The sequence below is a fragment of the Sphingomonas hominis genome, assembly GCF_013328205.1.
In the GTDB taxonomy this organism is placed as follows: Bacteria; Pseudomonadota; Alphaproteobacteria; order Sphingomonadales; family Sphingomonadaceae; genus Sphingomonas; species Sphingomonas hominis.
This window is the reverse complement of the sequence record NZ_JABULH010000001.1, coordinates 322,233-343,293: the sequence shown is the minus strand read 5'-3', so window position 1 is coordinate 343,293 and position 21,061 is coordinate 322,233. Positions and strand designations below refer to the sequence as shown.

Below are 21,061 nucleotides of genomic sequence, written 5' to 3'. Positions count from 1 at the left end.
GCAGGCGTTGCCGAACATTCGGCAGCGGGGGTCAGGGAGAATATATAGTGTCAGCCATCGTGCCGGTGATCTTGTCCGGTGGATCGGGAACGCGTCTGTGGCCGATGTCGCGCCCCGAGCGTCCCAAGCAGTTCCTGGCGCTGACCGCGACCGAGACGATGCTGCAACTGACGGCGGCACGCGCGCACGGCGACGCCTTTGCCGCGCCGATCGTGGTGGCGAACGCCTTGCATGCCGATCAGGTCGAGGCGCAGCTGGCGGCGATCGGGGCCGCACCGCAGGCGATCATTCTCGAACCAGCGGGGCGCAACACCGCGCCGGCGATCGCGCTCGCCGCGCTGGCGGCGGACGGCGACGCGCCGATGTTGGTGATGCCGTCCGATCACGTCATTCTCGATCGGGACGCGTTCCATGCCGCGATCCATGCCGCGCTGCCCTTGGTCGCGGACGGCTGGCTCGTCACCTTCGGGATCAGCCCCGATGCGCCGGAGACCGGCTACGGATACATCAAGGTCGGTGACGAGGTGGCGCCCGGCGTCAACCGCGTCGCGCGTTTTGTCGAGAAGCCGCAGCGGGACGCGGCAGAGGCGATGATCGCCGGCGGCGACCATGCGTGGAACGGCGGCATCTTCCTGTTTCGCGCAGATGCTTACCTGAACGCGCTGGAGCAGTTCCGGCCCGACATCCTTGCCGCGGCCACGGCGGCGATGAAGGATGCGCGGCACGACGGCGCGTGTCTCTATCCCGATGCGGCGGCGTTCGAGGCATCGCCGTCCGACTCGATCGATTATGCGGTAATGGAGAAGGCGGATCGCGTGGCTGTGGTGCCGGTCGCGATGGGGTGGAGCGACGTCGGCAGCTGGGACGCGCTGCACCAGATTGCGGAGAACGACCAGCACGGCAACGTCGTCAACGGCGACGCGATCGTGCTCGACAGCCGCAACTGTCTGGTGCGCAGCGAGGGCGCGCGGATCGCGATGATCGGCGTCGAAGACTTGATCGTGGTGGCGAGTGGCAACGACATCCTGATCCTGCCGCGTGGTCGCAGTCAGGACGTCAAGCTGTTGCAGGAAGAGATGAAGCGTCGGTGACGTCGATCGGCGTGGCGGACGCTCAATGCATCAGCCACGCCCAACAGGCGGCGAGCCCGGCACAGCCGAGCAGGAACTGCGGTCCGCGCAAGGTGGCGAAATAGGCTGGCGCGTTGCCTCGGCGACCTGCACGGCGATCGAGCAACGCGACAAAGGCGTAACCGGCGGCGAGCAGCGCCAGTGCGATCGACGCGCGTGGCACGATCAGCGACAGGCCGGCGATCGAGAAATAAGCCATCGCCGCCGCGATCTCGACCGGCTTGGACGCCGCCGGATCGCCAAACCCGTAACCGCGCCTGACGCCAGCGACGAAGGCGAGGATCAATGCGCCCCACACCACCGCGCATTGGATCGCGATCAACGGCCACGTGCCTGGCAACGTCCATACACCGATGCCCGCCGCAACGAGCGGGAGCATGGGACCGAAACCGAGAATCTTGCCGTCGAGGGGGATGCGTGTGCTCATGCGCCGCCGAACGCACGAGCGCGTATTCAGTCGCGCGCGAAGATCTCGTCGTGCGGGATCGACAGGTTGAGCGCAGGCAGTTGGATGTCACTGCGGGCGAACAGCGTTTCGATCCAGCTGCCGTGGCCACGCTGACTGACCGACACGGTCTGCGCGCTCGGATCGATAAAGACGATCGTCACGATGCTCTCTAGCTCGCGATATTCCGCACGCTTAACCCGTAGGTCGACGTCTCGCGTCGAAGGCGAGAGGATTTCGATGATGACACGTGGATCACGCAGCACCTTGTCGGTGTCTTGATCGCTGCTGCTGCCGCAATCGATCGATATGTCCGGGTAGCGAACACCGCGTTCGTGCGTCTGAACGGCCATGTCGGAACCATATGGCCGACAGCCTGACCCCCTGAGCCTGACGCGTAGATAGGTGAGGACGTTCGCCTGGATGCGGGCATGGTCGCGCGTGCCGCCGGCCATCATGCGGATCACGCCGTCGTCGAGTTCGGCCTTCAGATCGGCACCGAAGTCGATCTGGAGGAACTCCTTCGCGGTCAACAATCGTTCGGATGGTTCGGTGGCCATAACGCCAAGATATGCTTGCTGCTCCAACAAAAGAAGGGCCGGCGGATCGCTCCGCTCGGCCCTCTTTCTTGTGCAGGCTGGCAGCGGCGAAGCCGCTGCTGAACGTCGGACGGGTTCGGCTTGGGGCCGACCCGCTGGCCGATCCGGTGCGAGTCTCCGGCCAGCAACGCTGGCCGGAGCCGCAGCCGGATCAGAAGTCCATGCCGCCCATGCCGCCCATGCCGCCGCCCGGCATCGCCGGTGCTGCCTTGTCCTCGGGCACCTCGGAGACGGTCGCCTCGGTGGTGATGAGGAGGCCGGCAACCGAGGCTGCGTTCTGCAGCGCGGTGCGCACGACCTTGGTCGGGTCGATCACGCCGGCCTGAACCAGGTTCTCGTACGTGTCCGTCGCGGCGTTGAAGCCGAGCGAGGTGTCGTTGCCGTCGAGCAGCTTGCCCGAGACCACCGCACCGTCGTGACCGGCATTCTGCGCGATCTGGCGCACCAGCGCGGTCAGCGAGCGGCGAACGATGTCAATGCCGCGCGTCTGGTCCTCGTTCTGGCCGGTCAGGCCGTCGAGCGCCTTCGACGCGTAGAGCAGCGCCGTGCCGCCACCGGGAACGATGCCCTCTTCAACCGCGGCGCGGGTCGCGTGCAGCGCGTCGTCGACGCGATCCTTGCGCTCCTTCACCTCGACCTCGGTCGCACCGCCGACCTTGATCACCGCCACGCCGCCGGCGAGCTTCGCCAGACGCTCCTGGAGCTTCTCGCGATCGTAGTCGCTGGTGGTGTTCTCGATCTGCTGGCGGATCGCCTCGGTGCGGCCCTTGATCGCGTCGGCTTCACCAGCACCGTCGACGATGGTGGTGTTGTCCTTGTCGATCGAAACGCGCTTGGCGGTGCCGAGCATGCCGAGCGTGACGCTCTCGAGCTTGATGCCGAGATCCTCGGAGATCACCTCGCCCTTGGTCAGGATCGCGATGTCCTCGAGCATCGCCTTGCGACGATCGCCGAAACCCGGTGCCTTGACCGCTGCGACCTTCAGGCCGCCGCGCAGCTTGTTGACGACGAGCGTGGCGAGCGCCTCGCCCTCGATGTCCTCGGCGATGATGAGCAGCGGACGACCCGACTGCACGACCGCTTCCAGGATCGGGAGCATCGCCTGCAGGTTCGACAGCTTCTTCTCGTGGATCAGGATGTACGGGTCGGTCAGCTCGACCGTCATCTTGTCCGGGTTGGTGATGAAATAGGGCGACAGATAGCCACGGTCGAACTGCATGCCCTCGACGACGTCGAGTTCGAAGTCGAGACCCTTGGCCTCTTCGACCGTGATGACGCCTTCCTTGCCGACCTTCTCCATCGCCTCGGCGATCTTCTCGCCGACTTCGCGGTCGCCGTTCGCCGAGATGATGCCGACCTGCGCCACTTCCTGGCTGCCCGAGACGGGCTTGGAGCGCGACTTCACGTCCTCGATCACCTTGGCGACGGCGATGTCGATGCCGCGCTTCAGGTCCATCGGGTTCATGCCGGCCGCAACCGACTTCATGCCCTCGCGCACGATCGCCTGGGCGAGCACGGTCGCGGTGGTGGTGCCGTCACCGGCGGTATCGTTGGTCTTCGAGGCCACTTCGCGCACCATCTGCGCGCCCATGTTCTCGAACTTGTCCTTGAGCTCGATTTCCTTGGCGACCGTCACACCGTCCTTGGTGATGCGGGGCGCACCGAAGCTCTTGTCGATCACGACGTTGCGGCCCTTCGGCCCCAAGGTCACCTTGACCGCGTCGGCTAGGATGTCGACGCCGCGCAGGATGCGCTCACGCGCGTCGCGGCCGAATTTCACGTCCTTGGCTGCCATGTTGGCTACCCTTTCAATACGCGAAGTGGAGGAAGTGGAGGTTCAGAAACGCTCAGCCAACGATGCCGAGGATGTCCGATTCCTTCATGATCAGCAGGTCTTCGCCGTTCACCTTGACCTCGGTGCCCGACCACTTGCCGAACAGGATCTTGTCGCCGGCCTTGACGTCGAGCGGGGTGATCGTGCCGTTTTCGGCGCGCGCCCCGGTGCCGGCGGCGACGACCTCGCCCTCCTGCGGCTTCTCCTTGGCGGTGTCGGGGATGATGATCCCACCGGCCGTCTTCTCCTCCGCCTCAACGCGGCGAACGAGAACGCGGTCGTGCAACGGACGAAAGTTCATTGCTGTAACCCTTTTCGATTGATGACACTTTTTTGGCACTCGACGCGGTCGAGTGCCAGCGGAACGGCATATGTGTGGCGCCCTCCGGAGCGTCAATGGGACGCTTTCGCTTTTCGGAACCTTTTTTCAGGCCAGGCGTGGCGTGAGCAGGCCGAGCCGCTCGCGCGCCGACCAGCGCCACAGCAGCAGCACCGACACGACCAGCAACCCGGCGGCGAGCCCGATCCAGATGCCGGTACCCGCCAGCGCCGTTCCGAAGCCGAGCGCCGCCGCAGTGCCGAAGCCGACCACCCAGTAACCGAAGAGCGCCACCAGCATCGGCACGCGCGTGTCCTGCACGCCGCGCAGCACGCCGGCCCCCACCGCCTGCGCGCCGTCCACGAGCTGAAACACCGCCGCGACCGCGAGATACTGCATCGCGAGCGGCACCACCGCCGCGTTCTGGGCAGCATCGACGTCGATATAGGCGGAAATGAACAATCGCGGCGCGAGCCACATCGCGACTGCGCTCACCCCCATGAAGCCGATGCCGAGGCCGAGTGCGGTGCGCCCTGCCCGCGCCACCCACGCCCGGTCGCCCGCGCCGAACGCCAACCCGACGCGGATCGTCGCTGCCTGCGCCACGCCGAACGGCACCTGGAACGCGACCGCCGCGATGTTGAGCGCGACCGCGTGCGCCGCAACCTCGGTCACGCCGATCAGCCCCATTAGGATCGCGGCACCGCCGAACAGCGCGCCCTCGAACAGCCACGTCAGCATGATCGGCACGCCCAATCGCACGATCTCGCGCGCGCGCGACCATTCGGGGCGCCACCAGCGACCGAACAGGCGAAAGCGACGCAAGCGGCGATCGACCGCGAAGATCAGCAGGTACGCCGCGGCCATGCCGGTCAGGCTGACCACGCTCGCGATCGCCGATCCTTCAAGCCCCAGCCGCGGAAAGCCGGCATTGCCGAACACCAGGAGCCAGTTGGCGAGCACGCTCAAGCCGAGCGCCAGCCCCGTCACCGGGAACGCCCAACCTGCGCGTCCGAGGGCGGCGGCGACCGTGCGCAGCACGCCCGCGAGCACGCCGGGGATCACGGACCATAGTAGGATGTCGAGGAATCGTCCCGCACCCGCCGCCACGCGCGCGTCCTGGTCGGCGAGCAGCAGCAACCGCTCGCCGTTCGCCAGCACCGCCATTACGAGCAGCGACGCGGCGACACCGACCCACATTGCCATGCGGACGCTGCGCCGGACCTCACGCACGGCGTGCGCGCGCTGGCCCAGTTCGGCGGCGATCAGCGGTGCAGCGGCGCTCGTCAGCCCGATCACCGCGTATAGCAGCAGGTTGAACAGGAACACGCCCATCGTCGCCGCCGCGAGTTCGAGCGTGCCGAGCCGCCCGACGAAGATCACGTCGACCGCCGCCACCGCCATCTGCAGCAGGTTGGCCGCCACCAACGGCGTCGCGAGCCGAGTGAGCGCGATCAGTTCGTCGCGCCAGCCGGCGGGGCGCGGCTCGGCGAGCGGCGCGGGGGTGGTCGGACCGGCGTGCATGCCGCCGGCGTTAGGCGGTTCGATACGGCTTGGCCATAGAAGCGTATTGCTCACGCCATACACGGCGGGCTAAACCGCGAAACAATGGGCGCTTCGCCCGCGAGGATCACGACAATGAAGCTGGTGCGCGCATGAGATTGGTGAAGGGCGCCTGGAAACTGCTGGTCGGCATCAAGGACGCGCTGGTGCTGGTCGCGATGCTGCTGTTCTTCGGCGCATTGTTCGCCGCCTTGAACGCGCGCAGCCGTGCGCCGGCGATCAAGGACGGCGCGCTGGTGCTCGACCTGAACGGCCCGATCGTCGAGCAGCCGGAGGAAGTTACCTTCACGCAGATGCTGAGCGGACAGCAGGTCGGGCGCGAGTACCGGCTGCGCGACATCGTCCGCACGCTCGACGCCGCCAAGAGCGACGATCGCGTGAAGGCGGTGGTGGTCGACCTGGAGCGGTTCGGCGGCGCCTATCCGGCGGCGCTGCGCGAAGTGGCGGCGAAGCTCGCCGAGGTGCGGCGCGCCGGCAAGCCGGTGCTCGCCTGGGGCATCGCCTATACCGACGGCGGCTATCGGCTGGCCGCGGCGGCGAGCGAGATCTGGATGGACCCGCAGGGCGGCACGTTGTTCGCCGGGCCCGGCGGCACGCAAATGTACTACAAGGGGCTGATCGACAAACTGGGCGTCAACGCGCACGTCTACCGCGTCGGCAAGTTCAAGTCGGCAGTGGAGCCGTACATCCGCGCCGACCAAAGCCCGGAAGCGCGCGCGGCGTCCGAGGCGCTCTACGGCGGCCTGTTCGAACAATGGCGCGATTCGGTACAGCAGGCACGGCCCAAGGCGCAGGTCGCGGCCTTGCTCGCCGACCCGGCGCAGACGGTGCAGGCGGCGGGCGGCGACGTCGCGCAGGCAAACCTGCGCGGCGGGATCGTCGATCACCTGGGCGACAAGGTCGCGTTCGGCCGCCGCGTCGCGCAGATCGTCGGCGGTGACGACAAGAAGGTCGCGGGCTTCTTCAACAAGATCGATTACGACGCCTATGTCGCCGCGCGGCCGCTGCCGAAAACGGGCAAGATCGGCATCGTCACGGTCGCCGGCAACATCGTCGACGGCAAGGCGAGCGGCGGTTCGGCCGGCGGCGACACCGTGTCCGAGGCGATCTACACGGGATTGGCAAAGAACGACCTGAAAGCAATCGTGCTGCGCGTCGACTCGCCCGGCGGATCGGTGCTGGCGTCGGAGAAGATCCGGCTCGCGCTGGTCGAGGCGAAGCGCCGCGGATTGCCGATCGTCGTGTCGATGGGCGGGCTCGCCGCGTCGGGCGGTTACTGGGTGTCGACGCCCGGCGACGTGATCTTCGCCGAACCCGACACGATCACCGGATCGATCGGTATTTTCGGCGTGATCCCGACATTCGAGAACACGCTGGCGAAGGTCGGCATCACCACCGACGGCGTGCGCACCACGCCCTTGTCGGGGCAGCCGGACGTGTTCGCGGGCACCAATCCGGTGATCGACTCGGTCATCCAGTCGACGATCGAGCACGGCTACATGCAGTTCCTGACCCGCGTGTCGCAGTCGCGCCGCCTGCCGGTCGCGCGCGTCAACGAGATCGGCCAGGGCCGCGTCTGGCTGGGCGGCACGGCGCGCCAGATCGGGCTGGTCGACCGCTTCGGCTCGCTGTCGGACGCGGTGGCTGAGGCTGCAAAGCGCGCCAAGGTCGATGCCAGCGACGTGGTGTACTTGGAAAAGCAGCCGGGCTTCGCCGCCGAGATCGCGCGGCAATTCAACCGCGACAATGACGACGAGGACGCGCAGGCCGCGGGCGACCTGATGTCGCGCATGGCGTGGCAGCAGCGCCAGCTCGCCGCGCTCGCGATCGGCGATGCGAAGCGGATGCTGTCGCGCGCGGCGGTGCGCGCCCAGTGCCTCGAATGCGCGGGCGCGGGGCCGGTCGTCGCGCGCGGCGGCGACCTGAGGCTGCTCGACCTGCTGCTCGCCAAGGTCGGGCTCTGACACCATTGGCTCCGCTCGTCCATCTTATGGGCGAGCGGAGCCGAGTGCGTCAGCGCGCGTTCAACAAGCCTCTGATAGGAGGCGATTTATGCGCAACGTTCTCCCCTTTATCGCTGCCGCCGCGGTCACCCTCGCCGCGCCGGCCGCCGGCGCGGCGTCGCGCTACGACGCGGATGCCGAACTGCAAAAGGCGCTCGCCGGACGCGTCGCGGGCAAGCCGATCAACTGCATCCCGCTCAGCAGCGTCACCGGCAACACGATCGTGACCGGGCGCGCGATCATCTACCGCATCGGATCGCGCCTGTACGTCAACCAGCCGCGCGGCGACGGGGCGAAGCGGCTCAATCGCGATGACATTCTCGTCACGCGCACGGTCGGCACCGACCTGTGCCGGCTCGACGTCGTCCAACTGCTCGATCGCACCTCGCGCATCCCGCGCAGCTTCGTCTCGCTGGGGCAGTTCGTGCCTTACACCAAGCCCAAGGCGAGCTGAGGCTAGCGGCGCCCGCGATACGCCGGCAACGCCAGGTGCCAGCGGATCGCGGCGGCGCGCAGCGCGAACCCCGCGCCGGCCGCGATTCCCGCCGCGACCCAGGCCTCTAATCCGGCCACGCGCAACACGACGTAGAGCCCGGCCGACAGCGCCGCTGCGGTGACGTACAATTCGGGGCGCATCAGGATTGACGGCTCGCCCGCCAGCACGTCGCGGATGATCCCGCCGACGCAGCCCGTCACCACGCCCATCAGCGCAGCAGGCAGCGGCGGCACGCCGTAGCCGATCGCCTTCGCCGCGCCGTACACTGCATAAGCGGCGAGCCCGACCGCGTCGAACCAGTCGAGCGCCGCGCCGCGCCACCAGCGCTCAGGCGTCAGCCAGACTAGCAATGCGACGCCGAGGCACACCGCCGAGACGCGCGCGTCATGCACCCAGAACACCGGCGCACCGATCAGCAGGTCGCGCACCGTGCCGCCGCCGACGCCGGTGATCAGTGCGAAAAAGGCGAGCGTCACGAACGTCTGCGCGCGCTGCGCCGCGGCGAGCGCGCCCGACGCGGCGAACACCGCCAGCCCCGCAATGTCGAACCAGGGCGCGAAAACGGGCAGGAGAACGTCGGGTGGCATGGCGCCGAGCCGGTAGCGGAAGCGACGCACTGTGCAAGCGTCGGCGGCGCGGGCGTGTCGACACGTGGCTGATGAAAGGTCGTCAGTGGGGGCCTTGCGCGAAGCTACATTAATTGCGTCTCGTCACCCCGGACTTGATCCGGGGTCCCGCTTCCTCCCACGGCGCACATAGAAGTGGGATCCCGGATCAAGTCCGGGATGACGTTGGCAAAGAAGGACGATCGGACATTAACGCTCGCCGACCTGACAGCGATGCCGCCCTCTCCACTTTCGCTCAACCACCGACTAATTTTTGCCGCCCCAAGTGTCGCTCGTGTCACATCGCTGTGCCATAGCGCGCGACATGACAGCGCTTCCCTGCTCGCCGCTCCGCAACCTTCTGCCGGTCGCGACGCGATGACCGCAATCGGCATCTACGGCAGCAACGGCCGCATGGGTCGCGCGATCGCGACGATCATCGGTGACGAGGGCGGCACGATTGCGGGCGGCGTCGACGCCGGCGGCGATCCCGCGCCGCTAGCAGGCGACGCCGACGTGCTGGTCGATTTCTCCACCCCCGCCGCGCTCGAGCCGCACCTCGCCGCCGCGGTCGCTGCCGGCACGCCGATCGTGATCGGCACCACCGGGCTGTCCGCGACGCACCAGGCGCTGATCGACGCCGCGGCGCAGCGGATCGCGGTGCTCCAGACCGGCAACACCTCGCTCGGCGTCACCTTGCTCGGTATCCTGGTGCGCGAGGCGGCGGCGCGGCTCGGCAGCGACTGGGACATCGAGATTGTCGAGATGCACCACCGCCACAAGGTCGACGCGCCGTCGGGCACCGCGATTCTGCTCGGCGAAGCGGCGGCGCAGGCGCGCGGCACCTCCTTGTCCGAGGTGCGCGTCGACGGGCGCGCGGGCCTGGTCGGCGCGCGCACGGAGGAAACGATCGGCTTCTCCTCGCTGCGCGGCGGCAGCGTGGTGGGCGATCATCAGGTGATCTTCGCTGGCGAAGGCGAACGGATCGAGCTCGGCCACCGTGGCGAGGATCGCTCGATCTTCGCGCGCGGTGCGGTCAAGGCGGCGCTGTGGCTCGCCGGCCGCGCGCCGGGACGCTACCAGATGGCCGAGGTGCTCGGGCTCTAGTTTATGAAGAAAGCCGACATCGTCGACTTCTACGCCCGATTGGCGGAGGCGAACCCGCATCCCGAAACCGAGCTGGAGTTCGTCAACGCCTACACATTGCTGGTCGCAGTGGCGTTGTCGGCACAGTCGACCGACGCGGGTGTCAACAAGGCGACGCGCGCGCTGTTCCGCATCGCCGACACGCCCGCCAAGATGGTCGCGCTCGGGCTCGACGGGCTGAAGGAGCACATCAAGACGATCGGGCTGTACAACAACAAGGCGAAGAACGTCATCGCGCTCAGCCAGATGCTGATCGACCATCACGGCGGCGAGGTGCCCGCGAACCGCGACGCGCTGGAAACGCTGCCGGGCGTCGGGCGCAAGACCGCCAATGTGGTCATGAACTCGGCGTTCGGCGCGGAAACCTTCGCGGTCGACACGCACATCTTCCGTGTCTGTAACCGCACGGGTCTCGCGCGCGGCAAGACGCCGCTGGCGGTGGAACTGAAACTCGACAAGGCGACGCCGCAGCCGTTCCGGCTTCACGCGCACCATTGGCTGATCCTGCACGGTCGCTACACCTGCAAGGCGCGCAAGCCCGAATGCTGGCGCTGCATCGTATCCGACCTGTGCGCGTTCAAGCCTAAGACGCTGCCGCCTCCCGTTAAGGGTGCGCCGCCACCGGGAGAGTGAACCATGCGCCTGCCCGTTCTCGCCGCCTGCTGCCTCCTCGCATGCGCCGCACCGGGTGCCGCGCGCGACCGCAATGCGGTGCCACCCGCGACCCCGACCGGCGCGCCGCGCAACTGCGTGCCGATCACGCAATTGCGCGAGAGCCTGGTGCGCAACGACCGCGTCATCGATTTTCGCACGACCGGCGGGCGCGATCGTTATTACCGCGTGACGCTGCCGCAATCATGCCCCGGCCTGGGGTTCGAACGCCGCTTCTCCTACGCCACCTCGCTCAGCCAATTGTGCGCGCAGGACATCATCACCGTGCTCTACCAGACCGGCCCGATGCGCGGCGCGAGCTGCGGCCTTGCCCCGTTCCAGCCAGTGACGATCGCGCGCACGCGCCGGTAGATTGTGGTGGCGCCGCGGTCGCCCGCCTGCTAACCGAAGCGCCCAGGCACCCGTAGCTCAGCTGGATAGAGCGCTGCCCTCCGAAGGCAGAGGCCACAGGTTCGAATCCTGTCGGGTGCACCATCTCAGACATGCACGTTCTCACGCGTGAGCGGTCGATTGCCGTTCGCGCACGCCGGTCCCGTGCCGATGCGCATGGGCGACGACGGCATCCATCGTTCCGACCACCGACGCGGACGCGGACACGCTGGCGCCACTGCTGCAACAAGTCATCGTCACTCGATTGGCGTCGCACGAACAACCCAGACACCTCCGCTTCGGCAACGCGCTGGGCGAGTCAAACGACTGGTCATGATACACGCTCTGATCACGGCGACGGTTGCGCGGCGCGCCACGCCGCTCGGGCTGGCCGACGCCTGTCACGGTTGCCGCACCAGTGCGCCGCTGCCGAGCGTCACGTGTCGCTCGACACCGCGCCCGTGGCTGACTGAGCCGCGCGGCGATAGCCCCGACCTCCCGACCTCCCGGCGTCAAAGGTGGCATCTGCGACACCCCATTAGGTGCCGCTGCGACCTGGACGTATATACTGTAAGGATCTGCGACTATGCAGATGATGAGCGCGCACAAGACCCGGTACCGGGATCGGCGATGGCAGCGAAACAGACCAGTGCCATATTCGTACCGTGTCGGATCACGGCCGGCACGACGTGGGGCAATGCCTGCATCCACGCGGTCGGGCCCAAGCTGGTGGTGATCTCCAGCACGTTGCCGCTGCCGGTCGGCGGCTACGTCGACATACGCCGGGGTACGTTGGTCGTCATCGGCCGCGTGCTGTTGTTGCGCGACGACCGGTTCGGCATCCGTACGCAGGACCCGGTCAGCGCCACTGCGCTCGTCAACGAACCGCGGCTGGCGCAGCGGCCGGCCGCCGGCGACCAAGTTGATCGTCGCCACGGATCACGCGAGCGACCGCCGCTCTCCCTTGCCGCGCAAGCCGAACGAAGCCGCCGCCTGTCCGCCACGCTGCAATTCGCCGCGCTGACCGCTGCCGCATCGGGTGGGGCGTACCTGCTTGCCTCGCATCTCTATCTCGCGCTGGCGGTGCCGTTCACGCGCATCTCGGCGGTGCTCGGCAGCTGAACGACGGACGACACGGTCGATCCTCGCGGGGCGGTGATGTTCGACTGTCGTGGCCAACGAACGACGCTGCTCGGCTATCGAAACGGCATCGTCGCGAACCGTCGTACCCGCGGCTGCAGGCGATCCGTCGCTATCGGCTTTCGTTCTAGCCGCGCTTCTCCAGCCGATCGAACCAGGCGCCCAACTTCCCCTGCGACCAGGCGAGCGCCTGGTAGAAGGTCAGCGCGCGCTTGGCGGGGCGCAGGTAGATGCCGTGCCAGCCGGTCGTGCGCCCGAGCCAGAACAGCCGATGGCTCCACCACGCGATCACCGCGCGCGTGCGGTACACCAGGCGGCGGCGCGGCGTGAGCGTGCCGACACCCGGCGCGACGCGCTTCACCGGCGTGATGCCGCGCCGCCGCCACGTCAGCCGGTAGGCCAGCCCCTCGCGCCGGTGGCGGAACCCCGCCGCCTGCGTGCCGACGATGTAATCTGCGTCGACTTGCCGGAGCGCGAGCCGCCCGTCCGCCACCGCGTCGGCGACCATGCGGCCGAGTTCTGCCGAGCGAACCACCGCAACGTTGCTGCCGCGGCCGTCCGAGGAATAAGGCTCGACCCAGGCGTCGCCGAACGCGATATCAGCGGTTTCCGCCACCACGTCGTCGCACATGTTGCACGCGGAGTTCTGGAAATAGCCCGCGCCCCAATCACCGTCGGCCAGATGCCACCAATCCTGTGCGCGCGCGCTACCATCGGCGAGTTCGAGGTGTGCGCGGTACCAGTTCGCCGGCCGCCCTTCGTCCTTGATGCGATAATCGACGCTGCGCACCTGCTCGATCGGCGTATCCAGCTGCCAGGCGAAGCTCTCAACCAACCGCGCGCTCTTCATGTGGCCGCAGAACAGCCCAAGCGTATGCGTCACCCGCTCGGCGATGACGGGATCGCTGCGACGGAGCAATTGTATCGCCTTGATGAAGCACGGTACGCCGACGATCGCATAGCGGCCCGGCGTTTCGCGGATCTCGGCGATGATCTCGGACAGGTCGATCGGGTAATAACGGGACTTGGCGCCTTCCGCGATCTCGGCACGGGTACGCGACAGGCGGTAACGGAAGAAGCGCGCGCCCTCGCCCGCCGGATCGGTCGCGACGACGTGCGCGACCGCGTCGACGCGGCCGGTGCGCAGCAGCTCGTTGGCGACCCAACTCACCATGCCACCCGAGCTGCCGTCGCTGCGGAACGTGTCCTCGGCCACGTGCCCGACCCAGGCATGCTCGTAGCGCCCGATCCGCGCGTCGCTGTGCGGTGCATCGGGCAATTGCGCGACCGCGATCACATCCTCGTTCGCGGCGCTGGGCGAGAAAGGACAGCGCGCGGCGAAGGTCACGCTCGGCTCGGCATACCAGTCCGCCGGCCCCTCGGGCTTCAACTGCCCGAACCGATCCCACGCCATCGTCGCGCGCGGCTCGTCCGCCGCGCAACCTCCGCAACCGATGCACAGGCCGGAGCGGACGATGTCGCGCGGGGCGAGCGCGGGTGCCTCAGCCAAGCGCGCGGTCCAGGAAGGCGTTCGACTGTTCCCGCAAGCCAGCGATCGCGGTGGCCACCTTGGGCGCGGGCGGCGTGCCGAGCAGACGGTCGAACGCGGTCGCGTCGCTGTCGGCGGTGACGACGTGCTCGCGCGCGTCGAGCGCGTTGGTCAGGTCGCGCACCTTGTTGAAGCGATACTCGCTCGGCGAGGTGACGAGCGGCTTGCCGCCCACCAGCGCGAAGACGCAGCCGTGGAAGAAGTTGGTTACCACCGCGCTCGCCCCCGCCATCATTTGCGCGAACTCCAGCGGCCCCGCCTCGATCAGGTGACGATCGACCCAATCGTTGCGATAGCCGAGACTCACCAGTTCGACGCCGCTGCGCCGGCTCCACGCGGTCACCTGCTCCTGCAACCACGTCGGGAATACGTGGCCGTAAACCAGCGCGTACGGCCGGTCGGACGCAGCCGGCGCGGCGCGCGCGACTTCGGGGAATTGCAGGCACGGATCGAGCACCATTGCGGGCTCCTGCCCCAGCGCCTCGACCACCAGCCGACGCGCATTCTCGTCGCGCACCGACACCGCGGTGAAGCGCGCCAGCCGCGCCGCCCACTCAGGACCGATCCCGTCGGTGGCATCGTGGTTGCCGAAGCTGGCGGCGTAGGAGACGAGCCGCGGCACGCGCAACCCTTCGCCGAAAAAGATCGACTTGCCGCCGTACCAGGGGTGGCGGAAATTCCACACCTCGTCGCTGCCGACAACGACCGCGTCATAGCCCGCCAGCGTCTCGGGCTGGTCGAGCCGGAAGCGCGCGCTCTGCGGCAACGCGTCGAATGCGGCGAGGAACTTGCGCCCTTTCTCCTTGTAGCGCGGCAGGTCTTCGATCCGCGAACGCTCGGGCAGGCTCGGCTGGAACGCGCAACGCCACTCGGCACGCGACACGTCGTCGTCGTGATGATCGAGCAGCACCGCGTCATGCCCGCGCGCGCGCAATCCCTCCACTAGGCAGCGCGCCTGCCAGTAGGAGCCGTAGTTGATGCAACGATGAAAGGTGAGAACGCCGACGCGCAGAGAAGAAGTCATTGCCGCCCTCATGGCAGCAAGTGTGTCGTGTTCCAACCGCGTCGGCGATCAGTCCGAAGCAAATTTCGCGCAGCTGGAAACCATCACGCGCGGATCGTCAGCCACTCCTCCTCGGGCGCGCGCGCCGATCGCGTCAGATTGGCGCTGTCGTCCACGTCCTCATATCCGATCGCGACGCCGCAGAAGAGCATCCGCTCCGCCGGCGTTTCCAGGAACGCTTCCACCGTCTGCGGGAACATCGCCCAGCATTCCTGCGGGCACGTCGCCAACCCGTGCTCGACGGCAAGCAACATCAAGTTCTGCAGGTACATGCCGAGGTCGGCCCATTGCGGCGGTCCCATGCGGCGGTCGACCGTGACGAAATAGGCGGCGGGCGCGCCGAAGAACTGGAAGTTGCGCGCGAACCAAGTCGCGCGTGCGCGCTTGTCCTCGCGCGGGATGCCGAGCCGGCCGTACATTTCCTCGCCGATCGCAAAGGTGCGCTGGCGATAGCGGTCGTCCATTGCCTTTGGGTAGATGTCGTAGCCCGGCGTCTCGGTTTCGCGGCGCGCGGTCTTGCCCGCCATGATCTCTTTGAGGCGCTGCATCGTCTCGCCGTGGATGATATCGACGTGCCACGGCTGGATGTTGCCGCCGGTCGCCGCGCGCGCCGACTTGATCGCGATGTCCTTGAGCAGCGCCGGGTCGACGGCGCGGTCGAGGTAGCCGCGTACGGAACGCCTGGCCGCGATCGCGTGTGTCACATCCATTCGCACCGTCTCCGCTCTTGCCGTTCGCGTCAATTTGCGTAACTAGAACGCGGGATAACATCTGTTATGGAGAGGCGGAAGATGGCCGAGGCTTTTATCGTCGATGCGGTGCGCACCGCCGGGGGGCGGCGCGGCGGCAAGCTGGCGGGGGTCCACCCGGTCGATCTCGCGGCGCACGTGCTCGACGCGCTGGTGGAGCGTAGCGGTATCCCGCCCGAAGCGATCGACGACGTCGTGATGGGCTGCGTCAGCCAGGGCGGCGAGCAGGCGGGACAGGTCGGGCGCAACGCGGTGCTCGCCTCGAAGCGGCTGCCGCAATCGACCCCGGCGGTGACGATCGACCGCCAGTGCGGCTCGTCGCAGCAGGCGATCCAGTTCGCGGCGCAGGCGGTGATGTCGGGCACGCAGGACGTGGTGATCGCGGCGGGCGTGGAAAGCATGACGCGCGTGCCGATGGGCTCGACGTACAAACTGTTCCACGACGCCGGGCTCGGCAAGAACAAGTCGCCGAGGCTGGAGGAGAAATACCCCGGCATTCAGTTCAGCCAGTTCACCGGCGCGGAGATGATCGCGCGCAAATACGGCTTCTCGCGCGAGGACACCGATGCTTACTCGCTGTCCTCGCACCGTAAGGCCATGGCGGCGAACGAGGCAGGCCGCTTCGCCGACGAGATCGTGGCGGTCGAGATCGAGACGCCGGAAGGCAGCGCGCAGCACGCCAGCGACGAGGGCATCCGCTACGACGCGAGCGCGGAGAGCATGGCGGGCGTCAAGCTGCTCAGCGAGGGCGGCGTGCTGACCGCAGCCTCCGCCAGCCAGATCTGCGACGGCGCGTCGGCGGTGCTGATCGCGAGCGGCGAGGCGGTGGCGAAGTATGGGCTCAAGCCGCTGGCCAGAATCGTCAACCTGACCGTCACCGCGGGCGATCCGGTGGTCATGCTCGAGGAGCCGCTGTTCGCGACCGACAAGGCGCTCAGCCGCGCCGGCCTCTCGATCAACGACATCGACCTGTACGAGGTCAACGAGGCGTTCGCGCCGGTGCCGATGGCGTGGTTGAAGCACACCGGCGCCGATCCGGACAAGTTGAACGTCAACGGCGGCGCGATCGCGCTCGGTCACCCGCTGGGCGCGAGCGGCACGAAACTGATGGCGACGCTGGTGCACGAACTGAAACGCCGCGGCGGGAAATACGCGCTGCAGACGATGTGCGAGGGCGGCGGCGTCGCCAACGTCACGATCATCGAACGCGTCGACGCGGCCTGAAAACACGAGGAAGAGGACAAGATGAAACTCGACAACAACGTATCCGCGGTCATCACCGGCGGTGCCTCGGGCTTGGGCGAGGCGACCGCGCGCGCGCTGGCGGCGAAGGGCGTCCGCGTCGCACTGTTCGACCTGAACGAGGCCAAGGGCGAAGCGGTGGCCGCGGAACTGGGCGGCGTGTTCTGCAAGGTCAACGTCATCGACGAGGCGTCCGTCGACGCCGGCTTCGAGAAAGCGCGCACCGCGAACGGGCAGGAGCGCATCCTGGTCAATTGCGCGGGCACCGGCAACGCGATCAAGACCGCGAGCCGGTCGAAGGAAGACGGCTCGATCAAGCACTTCCCCCTCGACGCATTCAACGCGATCATCCAGATCAACCTCGTCGGCACGTTCCGCTGCATCGCGAAATCGGCGGCGGGGATGATGACGCTCGACCCGCAGGAAGACGGCGATCGCGGCGTCATCATCAACACCGCCAGCGTCGCGGCGGAAGACGGGCAGATAGGTCAAGCAGCCTATTCGGCGTCGAAGGGTGGCGTCGTCGGCATGACGCTGCCGATCGCGCGCGACCTGATGAACGAGGCGATCCGCGTCAACACGATCCTGCCCGGCATCTTCAACACCCCGCTGCTCGCCGCCGCGCCGCAGAACGTGAAGGACGCGCTGTCGGCGTCGGTCCCCTTCCCCAAGCGGCTAGGCAACCCGCCCGAATACGCCAGTCTCGCGCTGACGATGATCGAGAACGGCTACTTTAACGGCGAGGACGTGCGGTTGGACGGCGGGATTCGGATGGCGCCGCGGTGAGCCGCAGCGCGGGCCCGGTCGCAGGCGCAGCCTGTGCCGCCCTCGCGCAAGGCCGGCCGGCGGGTCGGCCCCGCCGAACCCGTCCGACGGCGCGGGGCTTGCTCCCGCGCCGGTCCGCCCGGAGCGCTGCCGATCAACTGTTCGCTTTGATCGTCAACCGGAGCGCTCTTTCACCAACTCGACGCGCATCCTCTCGTCACCCCGGACTTGATCCGGGGTCCCGCTTCTTGGATGGAGCGGAAGCAGGCAGCGGGATCCCGGATCAAGTCCGGGATGACGATGAGGTAAGTGGTTCGGAAATCGCTCTAGCGACACCCGACAATCTGTGCTGCGCCAGTGACTGCCGCGCCGAACCACCCAAGCAGCCCCCCGCTCAACGCCGGGGTGACCAACCAAGCTCCCGCCCCACCCCAACCAGAAAGCCGCCATGCCCCGCCCCGCACCCTACCGCCTCGACCTCGCCAGCTATCCCGTCCGCGAGACGGTACCGACGCGCTACGGCGATCTCGACGCGATGGGGCACATCAACAATGTCGCCTTCGCCGGCTTGTTCGAGACCGCGCGGGTGCGGTTCAACTGGACGCTCGGCCACATCAATCGCGAGAATGGCTTTCGCGCGGTGGTGGCGATGAACGCGGTCAATTACCTGGCGGAAGGCAGCTTCCCCGCCGACGTCCAGATCGCGACCGGGATCGGCAAGGTGGGTCGCCGGTCATGGGAAATCCTGGCAGTCATGCACCAGAACGGTCGCGCGATCGCGACGTGCGACACCGTGCTCGTTATGACCGATCCGAAGGACGGCAGCCTGCCCGACGACTTCCGCCAAGCGCTGGCCGCGAAGACGATGCTGGCTCAGCCGGATGGCCCGGGAGCGAACAGTGCAGACTAATCTCCATCAATACATCGGTCGCCTGGTGCCCGGAACGTGCATCTAACCGCTTCGTTCGACTGCCGATTCCTTGATCGGGAGATGCACCATGACGAGCGAAACGAACAGCACCGGCCGCACCATCGCGATCGGCGCGGCGGCAGGCGTGGCAGCCGGCCTGGCGGTCAACCTCGTGCGCAAGGCCGCGGTGCAGGCGCCGACCGTCATGGCGGGCAATTGGGACGAGGCGCTAGCGGCGGAGCATGCCGCGGCGCTCAAGCTGTTCGACCTGATCGAAGCGAGCGATGACAGCGATCCCGGCCGGCGCGCGGTGCTGCTGATGCAGTTGAAGCACGCGATCGGCAAGCACGCGTTCCAGGAAGAGAATGTCGTCTACGCGATGATGCGCGACCAGGGACTGACCGAGGCGGCGGATCACCTCAATCACGAGCACGGCTACGTGAAGCAGTATTTCTTCGACCTGACCGAGATGCCGAAGAGCGATCCCGCCTGGCTGCCCAAGGTCAAGGAGTTCCGCGCGATGATCGAACAGCACATGCGCGAGGAAGAGGACGACCTTTTTCCCAAGATGCGCGCGAAACTGAGCGACAAGCAGAACAAGCACATCACGCGCGCGATGAACAAGGAAGGCCTGAAACTCGCCTGACGCGCAACGCTGCGACGGCGCGCGTCAGTCCTCGAACACGGGCGCGCGCTTCTCCATGTTGGCGCGCACGGCCTCGATCTGCTCGGGCTGGCGGATCAGCGCGACCTGCTCCTCGCTCTCCGCCAGCAGGATCGCGGCGGCGTCCATGTCGGGGACGGCGTGGAAGATGCGTTTCGATGCACGCACCGCCTTGGGGCTCCGCACGGCGATCTCGCGCGCGATGCTCATCGCGCGGGCGTGCGGATCGTCGTCGAGATGCGTGACGAGGCCCCAGCCCTGCGCCTCCGCCGCAGTGAACTCCCGGCTGGTATAGACGAGCTCGCGCAGCACGTCCTCGCGCGCGGTGCCGCGCCACAGCACGAACCCGCCCATGTCGGGAACGAGCCCCCAATAGGTCTCGCGGATCGCCATGCGCGTGGCCGGATGCGCGACGCGGATGTCGGCGCCCGACAGGAGCTGGAACCCGCCGCCCATCGCGACACCGTGGACCGCGGCGATCACCGGCGCACCCAGGTCGCGCCAGCCGGTGCAGACATATTGCGCAGTATTGGCAATACCGTGCGTCCGCTCGTCGAGTTTCAACCCCGATCCGCCGCCCGCCATCGACGCCATGTCGAGCCCGGCGCAGAAGGCACGGCCCTCTCCCGACAGGACCACCGCGCGCACCCCGCGCATCGTCTTCAACCGCTCGATCGCGTCGATCAGCGCGGCGAACATCGCGGGGTCGAGCGCGTTCATCTTGTCCGCGCGCGTCAGGCGCACGTCGGCAATGCCGTCTGCAAGCGTGATCGAGACGCGATCCGCGACCTCGCTTGGCTCAATATCGGTCATCGGCGTGGGTCCCCCGCTTAAGTCTGACGGCTTAACGGCTAGCGCGTGGGCGTGCGCGTCGCAACCGCGGCGGCGCGATGTTGCGCGGGCGCGGCAGCCGTGTAGGTGACGGCGCATGAAATGGGACCCGTTCTCGATGACGCTCGATCAGCTCGACGTGACCAGCTTCGGCGGGCACGGCGGGCGGCTCGGCATCCGCTTTCACGCGCGCGGCGATGATTGGATCGAACTTGCGCTGCCCTACTCGCCGGAGTTGATCGGCGATGAGGAAAGCGGCGTGATCGCGTCGGGGCCGATCATCGCGATGATGGACATGGCGACGAGCTTCGCGATCTGGAACGAGATCAAGGTGTTCGTGCCGCAGGCGACGCTCGACCTCCGGATCGATTATCTGCGCCCCGCCCGCCCGGAGCGCACCGTGATCGGCCGCGCCGAATGCCTGCGCGTCGCGCGCTCGATCGCGTTCACGCGCGGCATCGCGCACGACGGCGACCTGGACGACCCGGTCGCGCACGTCGCCGCCACCTTCATGATCCCGAGCGGGCAATATCCGCGCCCGACGCGCGCCTCCGCGCCGGCGAAGGAGCAGCAGGCATGAAGCTGCCGCCCTATGCCGCGGTGCTCGGCGCCGAACTGGAACATGCCGAGGACGGCACGCCCGTCATGATGATGCCGTTTCACGACGGCGTCGTCGGCCGCCCCGGCTTCCTGCAAGGCGGCGCGATCTCCGGCCTGCTCGAGGTTGCGGCGATCGCGGCGCTGCACCACGCGCTCGCGGAGGAAGGCGGCGGACGGATCAAGCCGATCAACGTCACGATCGATTTCATGCGCGGCGGGCGCGACCGCGAGACGCGCGCGGCGGGCACCATCACCCGGCTGGGCAACCGCGTCGCCAACGTCGAGGCGTTCGCGTGGCAGGACGACCGCGCGAAGCCGATCGCGGCGGCGCGGATGAATTACCTGATCGAGCGCGACTGACGCCAAC

The 21,061-nt window shown here is 67.8% G+C and carries 23 protein-coding genes and 1 tRNA gene; 14 read left to right on the top strand and 10 right to left on the bottom strand.

What is annotated here, in order from left to right; translation table 11 throughout:
• The first annotated feature begins 44 nt into the window (after positions 1-44).
• Positions 45-1,091, top strand: a complete 1,047-nt coding sequence (locus tag HRV97_RS01765) for a mannose-1-phosphate guanylyltransferase/mannose-6-phosphate isomerase (RefSeq protein ID WP_425505726.1) — start codon at positions 45-47, stop codon at positions 1,089-1,091.
• A gap of 22 nt (positions 1,092-1,113) precedes the next feature.
• Here the strand turns inward: HRV97_RS01765 and HRV97_RS01760 are convergent, their stop codons facing one another.
• The 5 genes from HRV97_RS01760 to HRV97_RS01740 all read right to left on the bottom strand — a co-directional run bounded on the left by HRV97_RS01760 (position 1,114) and on the right by HRV97_RS01740 (position 5,851).
• Positions 1,114-1,557, bottom strand: a complete 444-nt coding sequence (locus HRV97_RS01760; RefSeq protein ID WP_174191977.1) for a DUF3429 domain-containing protein — start codon at positions 1,555-1,557, stop codon at positions 1,114-1,116.
• Between the two features lie 26 nt (positions 1,558-1,583).
• Positions 1,584-2,135 (bottom strand): Uma2 family endonuclease, encoded by a 552-nt coding sequence (locus tag HRV97_RS01755; RefSeq protein ID WP_174191976.1) that lies wholly within the window; start codon positions 2,133-2,135, stop codon positions 1,584-1,586.
• A gap of 190 nt (positions 2,136-2,325) precedes the next feature.
• The gene (gene groL, locus HRV97_RS01750) at positions 2,326-3,969 is read right to left on the bottom strand and encodes a chaperonin GroEL (protein ID WP_174191975.1); all 1,644 of its coding nucleotides are present in this window, start codon (positions 3,967-3,969) and stop codon (positions 2,326-2,328) included.
• Positions 3,970-4,021: 52 nt separating this feature from the next.
• Positions 4,022-4,309, bottom strand: a complete 288-nt coding sequence (groES, locus tag HRV97_RS01745; RefSeq protein ID WP_174191974.1) for a co-chaperone GroES — start codon at positions 4,307-4,309, stop codon at positions 4,022-4,024.
• Between the two features lie 126 nt (positions 4,310-4,435).
• On the bottom strand, positions 4,436-5,851 hold the full coding sequence (locus HRV97_RS01740; protein ID WP_174191973.1) for an MATE family efflux transporter: 1,416 nt from the start codon (positions 5,849-5,851) through the stop codon (positions 4,436-4,438).
• Positions 5,852-5,982: 131 nt separating this feature from the next.
• Here HRV97_RS01740 and sppA point away from each other — a divergent pair, with 131 nt between their 5' ends.
• Together sppA and HRV97_RS01730 are read left to right on the top strand one after the other, a co-directional pair.
• Positions 5,983-7,854, top strand: a complete 1,872-nt coding sequence (gene sppA / locus HRV97_RS01735; RefSeq protein WP_174191972.1) for a signal peptide peptidase SppA — start codon at positions 5,983-5,985, stop codon at positions 7,852-7,854.
• Positions 7,855-7,942: 88 nt separating this feature from the next.
• The gene (locus HRV97_RS01730; protein ID WP_174191971.1) at positions 7,943-8,347 is read left to right on the top strand and encodes a hypothetical protein; all 405 of its coding nucleotides are present in this window, start codon (positions 7,943-7,945) and stop codon (positions 8,345-8,347) included.
• Positions 8,348-8,349: 2 nt separating this feature from the next.
• On the opposite strand, the gene HRV97_RS01725 is transcribed toward HRV97_RS01730, so the two are convergent.
• On the bottom strand, positions 8,350-8,976 hold the full coding sequence (locus tag HRV97_RS01725) for a trimeric intracellular cation channel family protein (RefSeq protein WP_174192604.1): 627 nt from the start codon (positions 8,974-8,976) through the stop codon (positions 8,350-8,352).
• A 396-nt stretch (positions 8,977-9,372) separates the two neighbouring features.
• Between HRV97_RS01725 and dapB the strand changes: the two genes are divergently transcribed.
• The 5 genes from dapB to HRV97_RS01700 all read left to right on the top strand — a co-directional run bounded on the left by dapB (position 9,373) and on the right by HRV97_RS01700 (position 12,303).
• The gene (dapB, locus tag HRV97_RS01720; protein WP_174191970.1) at positions 9,373-10,101 is read left to right on the top strand and encodes a 4-hydroxy-tetrahydrodipicolinate reductase; all 729 of its coding nucleotides are present in this window, start codon (positions 9,373-9,375) and stop codon (positions 10,099-10,101) included.
• 3 nt (positions 10,102-10,104) lie between these two features.
• Positions 10,105-10,773: an endonuclease III gene (gene nth, locus HRV97_RS01715; protein ID WP_174191969.1), complete on the top strand. Its 669-nt coding sequence runs from the start codon at positions 10,105-10,107 to the stop codon at positions 10,771-10,773.
• A gap of 3 nt (positions 10,774-10,776) precedes the next feature.
• Positions 10,777-11,163, top strand: a complete 387-nt coding sequence (locus tag HRV97_RS01710; protein WP_174191968.1) for a hypothetical protein — start codon at positions 10,777-10,779, stop codon at positions 11,161-11,163.
• 46 nt (positions 11,164-11,209) lie between these two features.
• Positions 11,210-11,286, top strand: a tRNA-Arg gene (locus HRV97_RS01705).
• 525 nt (positions 11,287-11,811) lie between these two features.
• Positions 11,812-12,303: a hypothetical protein gene (locus tag HRV97_RS01700; protein WP_174191967.1), complete on the top strand. Its 492-nt coding sequence runs from the start codon at positions 11,812-11,814 to the stop codon at positions 12,301-12,303.
• Between the two features lie 145 nt (positions 12,304-12,448).
• Here HRV97_RS01700 and HRV97_RS01695 read toward each other — a convergent pair whose 3' ends face one another.
• The 3 genes from HRV97_RS01695 to HRV97_RS01685 all read right to left on the bottom strand — a co-directional run bounded on the left by HRV97_RS01695 (position 12,449) and on the right by HRV97_RS01685 (position 15,643).
• Positions 12,449-13,831: a Coenzyme F420 hydrogenase/dehydrogenase, beta subunit C-terminal domain gene (locus tag HRV97_RS01695; RefSeq protein ID WP_174191966.1), complete on the bottom strand. Its 1,383-nt coding sequence runs from the start codon at positions 13,829-13,831 to the stop codon at positions 12,449-12,451.
• Entirely contained in the window at positions 13,824-14,894 is a 1,071-nt protein-coding gene (locus HRV97_RS01690) for a polysaccharide pyruvyl transferase family protein (protein WP_174191965.1), read from the bottom strand. The genes HRV97_RS01695 and HRV97_RS01690 overlap by 8 nt, the downstream gene beginning before the upstream one ends.
• A gap of 83 nt (positions 14,895-14,977) precedes the next feature.
• On the bottom strand, positions 14,978-15,643 hold the full coding sequence (locus HRV97_RS01685) for a nitroreductase (RefSeq protein WP_174191964.1): 666 nt from the start codon (positions 15,641-15,643) through the stop codon (positions 14,978-14,980).
• A gap of 81 nt (positions 15,644-15,724) precedes the next feature.
• Between HRV97_RS01685 and HRV97_RS01680 the strand changes: the two genes are divergently transcribed.
• The 4 genes from HRV97_RS01680 to HRV97_RS01665 all read left to right on the top strand — a co-directional run bounded on the left by HRV97_RS01680 (position 15,725) and on the right by HRV97_RS01665 (position 19,245).
• Positions 15,725-16,906 carry an acetyl-CoA C-acetyltransferase gene (locus HRV97_RS01680; RefSeq protein WP_174191963.1) on the top strand — a complete coding sequence of 394 codons (1,182 nt, stop codon included), beginning with the start codon at positions 15,725-15,727 and terminating at the stop codon, positions 16,904-16,906.
• Between the two features lie 21 nt (positions 16,907-16,927).
• Positions 16,928-17,710 (top strand): SDR family NAD(P)-dependent oxidoreductase, encoded by a 783-nt coding sequence (locus HRV97_RS01675; protein ID WP_174191962.1) that lies wholly within the window; start codon positions 16,928-16,930, stop codon positions 17,708-17,710.
• A 427-nt stretch (positions 17,711-18,137) separates the two neighbouring features.
• On the top strand, positions 18,138-18,599 hold the full coding sequence (locus HRV97_RS01670) for an acyl-CoA thioesterase (RefSeq protein ID WP_174191961.1): 462 nt from the start codon (positions 18,138-18,140) through the stop codon (positions 18,597-18,599).
• Positions 18,600-18,687: 88 nt separating this feature from the next.
• Positions 18,688-19,245, top strand: a complete 558-nt coding sequence (locus HRV97_RS01665; protein WP_174191960.1) for a hemerythrin domain-containing protein — start codon at positions 18,688-18,690, stop codon at positions 19,243-19,245.
• Between the two features lie 24 nt (positions 19,246-19,269).
• Here the strand turns inward: HRV97_RS01665 and HRV97_RS01660 are convergent, their stop codons facing one another.
• Positions 19,270-20,076, bottom strand: a complete 807-nt coding sequence (locus HRV97_RS01660; protein WP_174191959.1) for a crotonase/enoyl-CoA hydratase family protein — start codon at positions 20,074-20,076, stop codon at positions 19,270-19,272.
• 115 nt (positions 20,077-20,191) lie between these two features.
• On the opposite strand from HRV97_RS01660, the gene HRV97_RS01655 reads away from it, so the two are divergent.
• Both HRV97_RS01655 and HRV97_RS01650 read left to right on the top strand, forming a co-directional pair.
• Positions 20,192-20,674, top strand: coding sequence for a PaaI family thioesterase (locus HRV97_RS01655; protein WP_246248476.1), 483 nt, complete (start codon positions 20,192-20,194; stop codon positions 20,672-20,674).
• Positions 20,671-21,054, top strand: a complete 384-nt coding sequence (locus HRV97_RS01650; protein ID WP_174191958.1) for a PaaI family thioesterase — start codon at positions 20,671-20,673, stop codon at positions 21,052-21,054. The genes HRV97_RS01655 and HRV97_RS01650 overlap by 4 nt, the downstream gene beginning before the upstream one ends.
• Positions 21,055-21,061 lie beyond the last annotated feature (7 nt).

Coding starts and splice junctions, on each gene's coding strand:
- HRV97_RS01760 (WP_174191977.1), bottom strand. CDS start 1,557: ATGAGCACACGCATCCCCCTCGACGGCAAGATTCTCGGTTTCGGTCCC.
- HRV97_RS01755 (WP_174191976.1), bottom strand. CDS start 2,135: ATGGCCACCGAACCATCCGAACGATTGTTGACCGCGAAGGAGTTCCTC.
- groL (WP_174191975.1), bottom strand. CDS start 3,969: ATGGCAGCCAAGGACGTGAAATTCGGCCGCGACGCGCGTGAGCGCATC.
- groES (WP_174191974.1), bottom strand. CDS start 4,309: ATGAACTTTCGTCCGTTGCACGACCGCGTTCTCGTTCGCCGCGTTGAG.
- HRV97_RS01740 (WP_174191973.1), bottom strand. CDS start 5,851: ATGCACGCCGGTCCGACCACCCCCGCGCCGCTCGCCGAGCCGCGCCCC.
- sppA (WP_174191972.1), top strand. CDS start 5,983: ATGAGATTGGTGAAGGGCGCCTGGAAACTGCTGGTCGGCATCAAGGAC.
- HRV97_RS01730 (WP_174191971.1), top strand. CDS start 7,943: ATGCGCAACGTTCTCCCCTTTATCGCTGCCGCCGCGGTCACCCTCGCC.
- HRV97_RS01725 (WP_174192604.1), bottom strand. CDS start 8,976: ATGCCACCCGACGTTCTCCTGCCCGTTTTCGCGCCCTGGTTCGACATT.
- dapB (WP_174191970.1), top strand. CDS start 9,373: ATGACCGCAATCGGCATCTACGGCAGCAACGGCCGCATGGGTCGCGCG.
- nth (WP_174191969.1), top strand. CDS start 10,105: ATGAAGAAAGCCGACATCGTCGACTTCTACGCCCGATTGGCGGAGGCG.
- HRV97_RS01710 (WP_174191968.1), top strand. CDS start 10,777: ATGCGCCTGCCCGTTCTCGCCGCCTGCTGCCTCCTCGCATGCGCCGCA.
- HRV97_RS01700 (WP_174191967.1), top strand. CDS start 11,812: ATGGCAGCGAAACAGACCAGTGCCATATTCGTACCGTGTCGGATCACG.
- HRV97_RS01690 (WP_174191965.1), bottom strand. CDS start 14,894: ATGACTTCTTCTCTGCGCGTCGGCGTTCTCACCTTTCATCGTTGCATC.
- HRV97_RS01685 (WP_174191964.1), bottom strand. CDS start 15,643: ATGGATGTGACACACGCGATCGCGGCCAGGCGTTCCGTACGCGGCTAC.
- HRV97_RS01680 (WP_174191963.1), top strand. CDS start 15,725: ATGGCCGAGGCTTTTATCGTCGATGCGGTGCGCACCGCCGGGGGGCGG.
- HRV97_RS01675 (WP_174191962.1), top strand. CDS start 16,928: ATGAAACTCGACAACAACGTATCCGCGGTCATCACCGGCGGTGCCTCG.
- HRV97_RS01670 (WP_174191961.1), top strand. CDS start 18,138: ATGCCCCGCCCCGCACCCTACCGCCTCGACCTCGCCAGCTATCCCGTC.
- HRV97_RS01665 (WP_174191960.1), top strand. CDS start 18,688: ATGACGAGCGAAACGAACAGCACCGGCCGCACCATCGCGATCGGCGCG.
- HRV97_RS01660 (WP_174191959.1), bottom strand. CDS start 20,076: ATGACCGATATTGAGCCAAGCGAGGTCGCGGATCGCGTCTCGATCACG.
- HRV97_RS01655 (WP_246248476.1), top strand. CDS start 20,192: ATGAAATGGGACCCGTTCTCGATGACGCTCGATCAGCTCGACGTGACC.
- HRV97_RS01650 (WP_174191958.1), top strand. CDS start 20,671: ATGAAGCTGCCGCCCTATGCCGCGGTGCTCGGCGCCGAACTGGAACAT.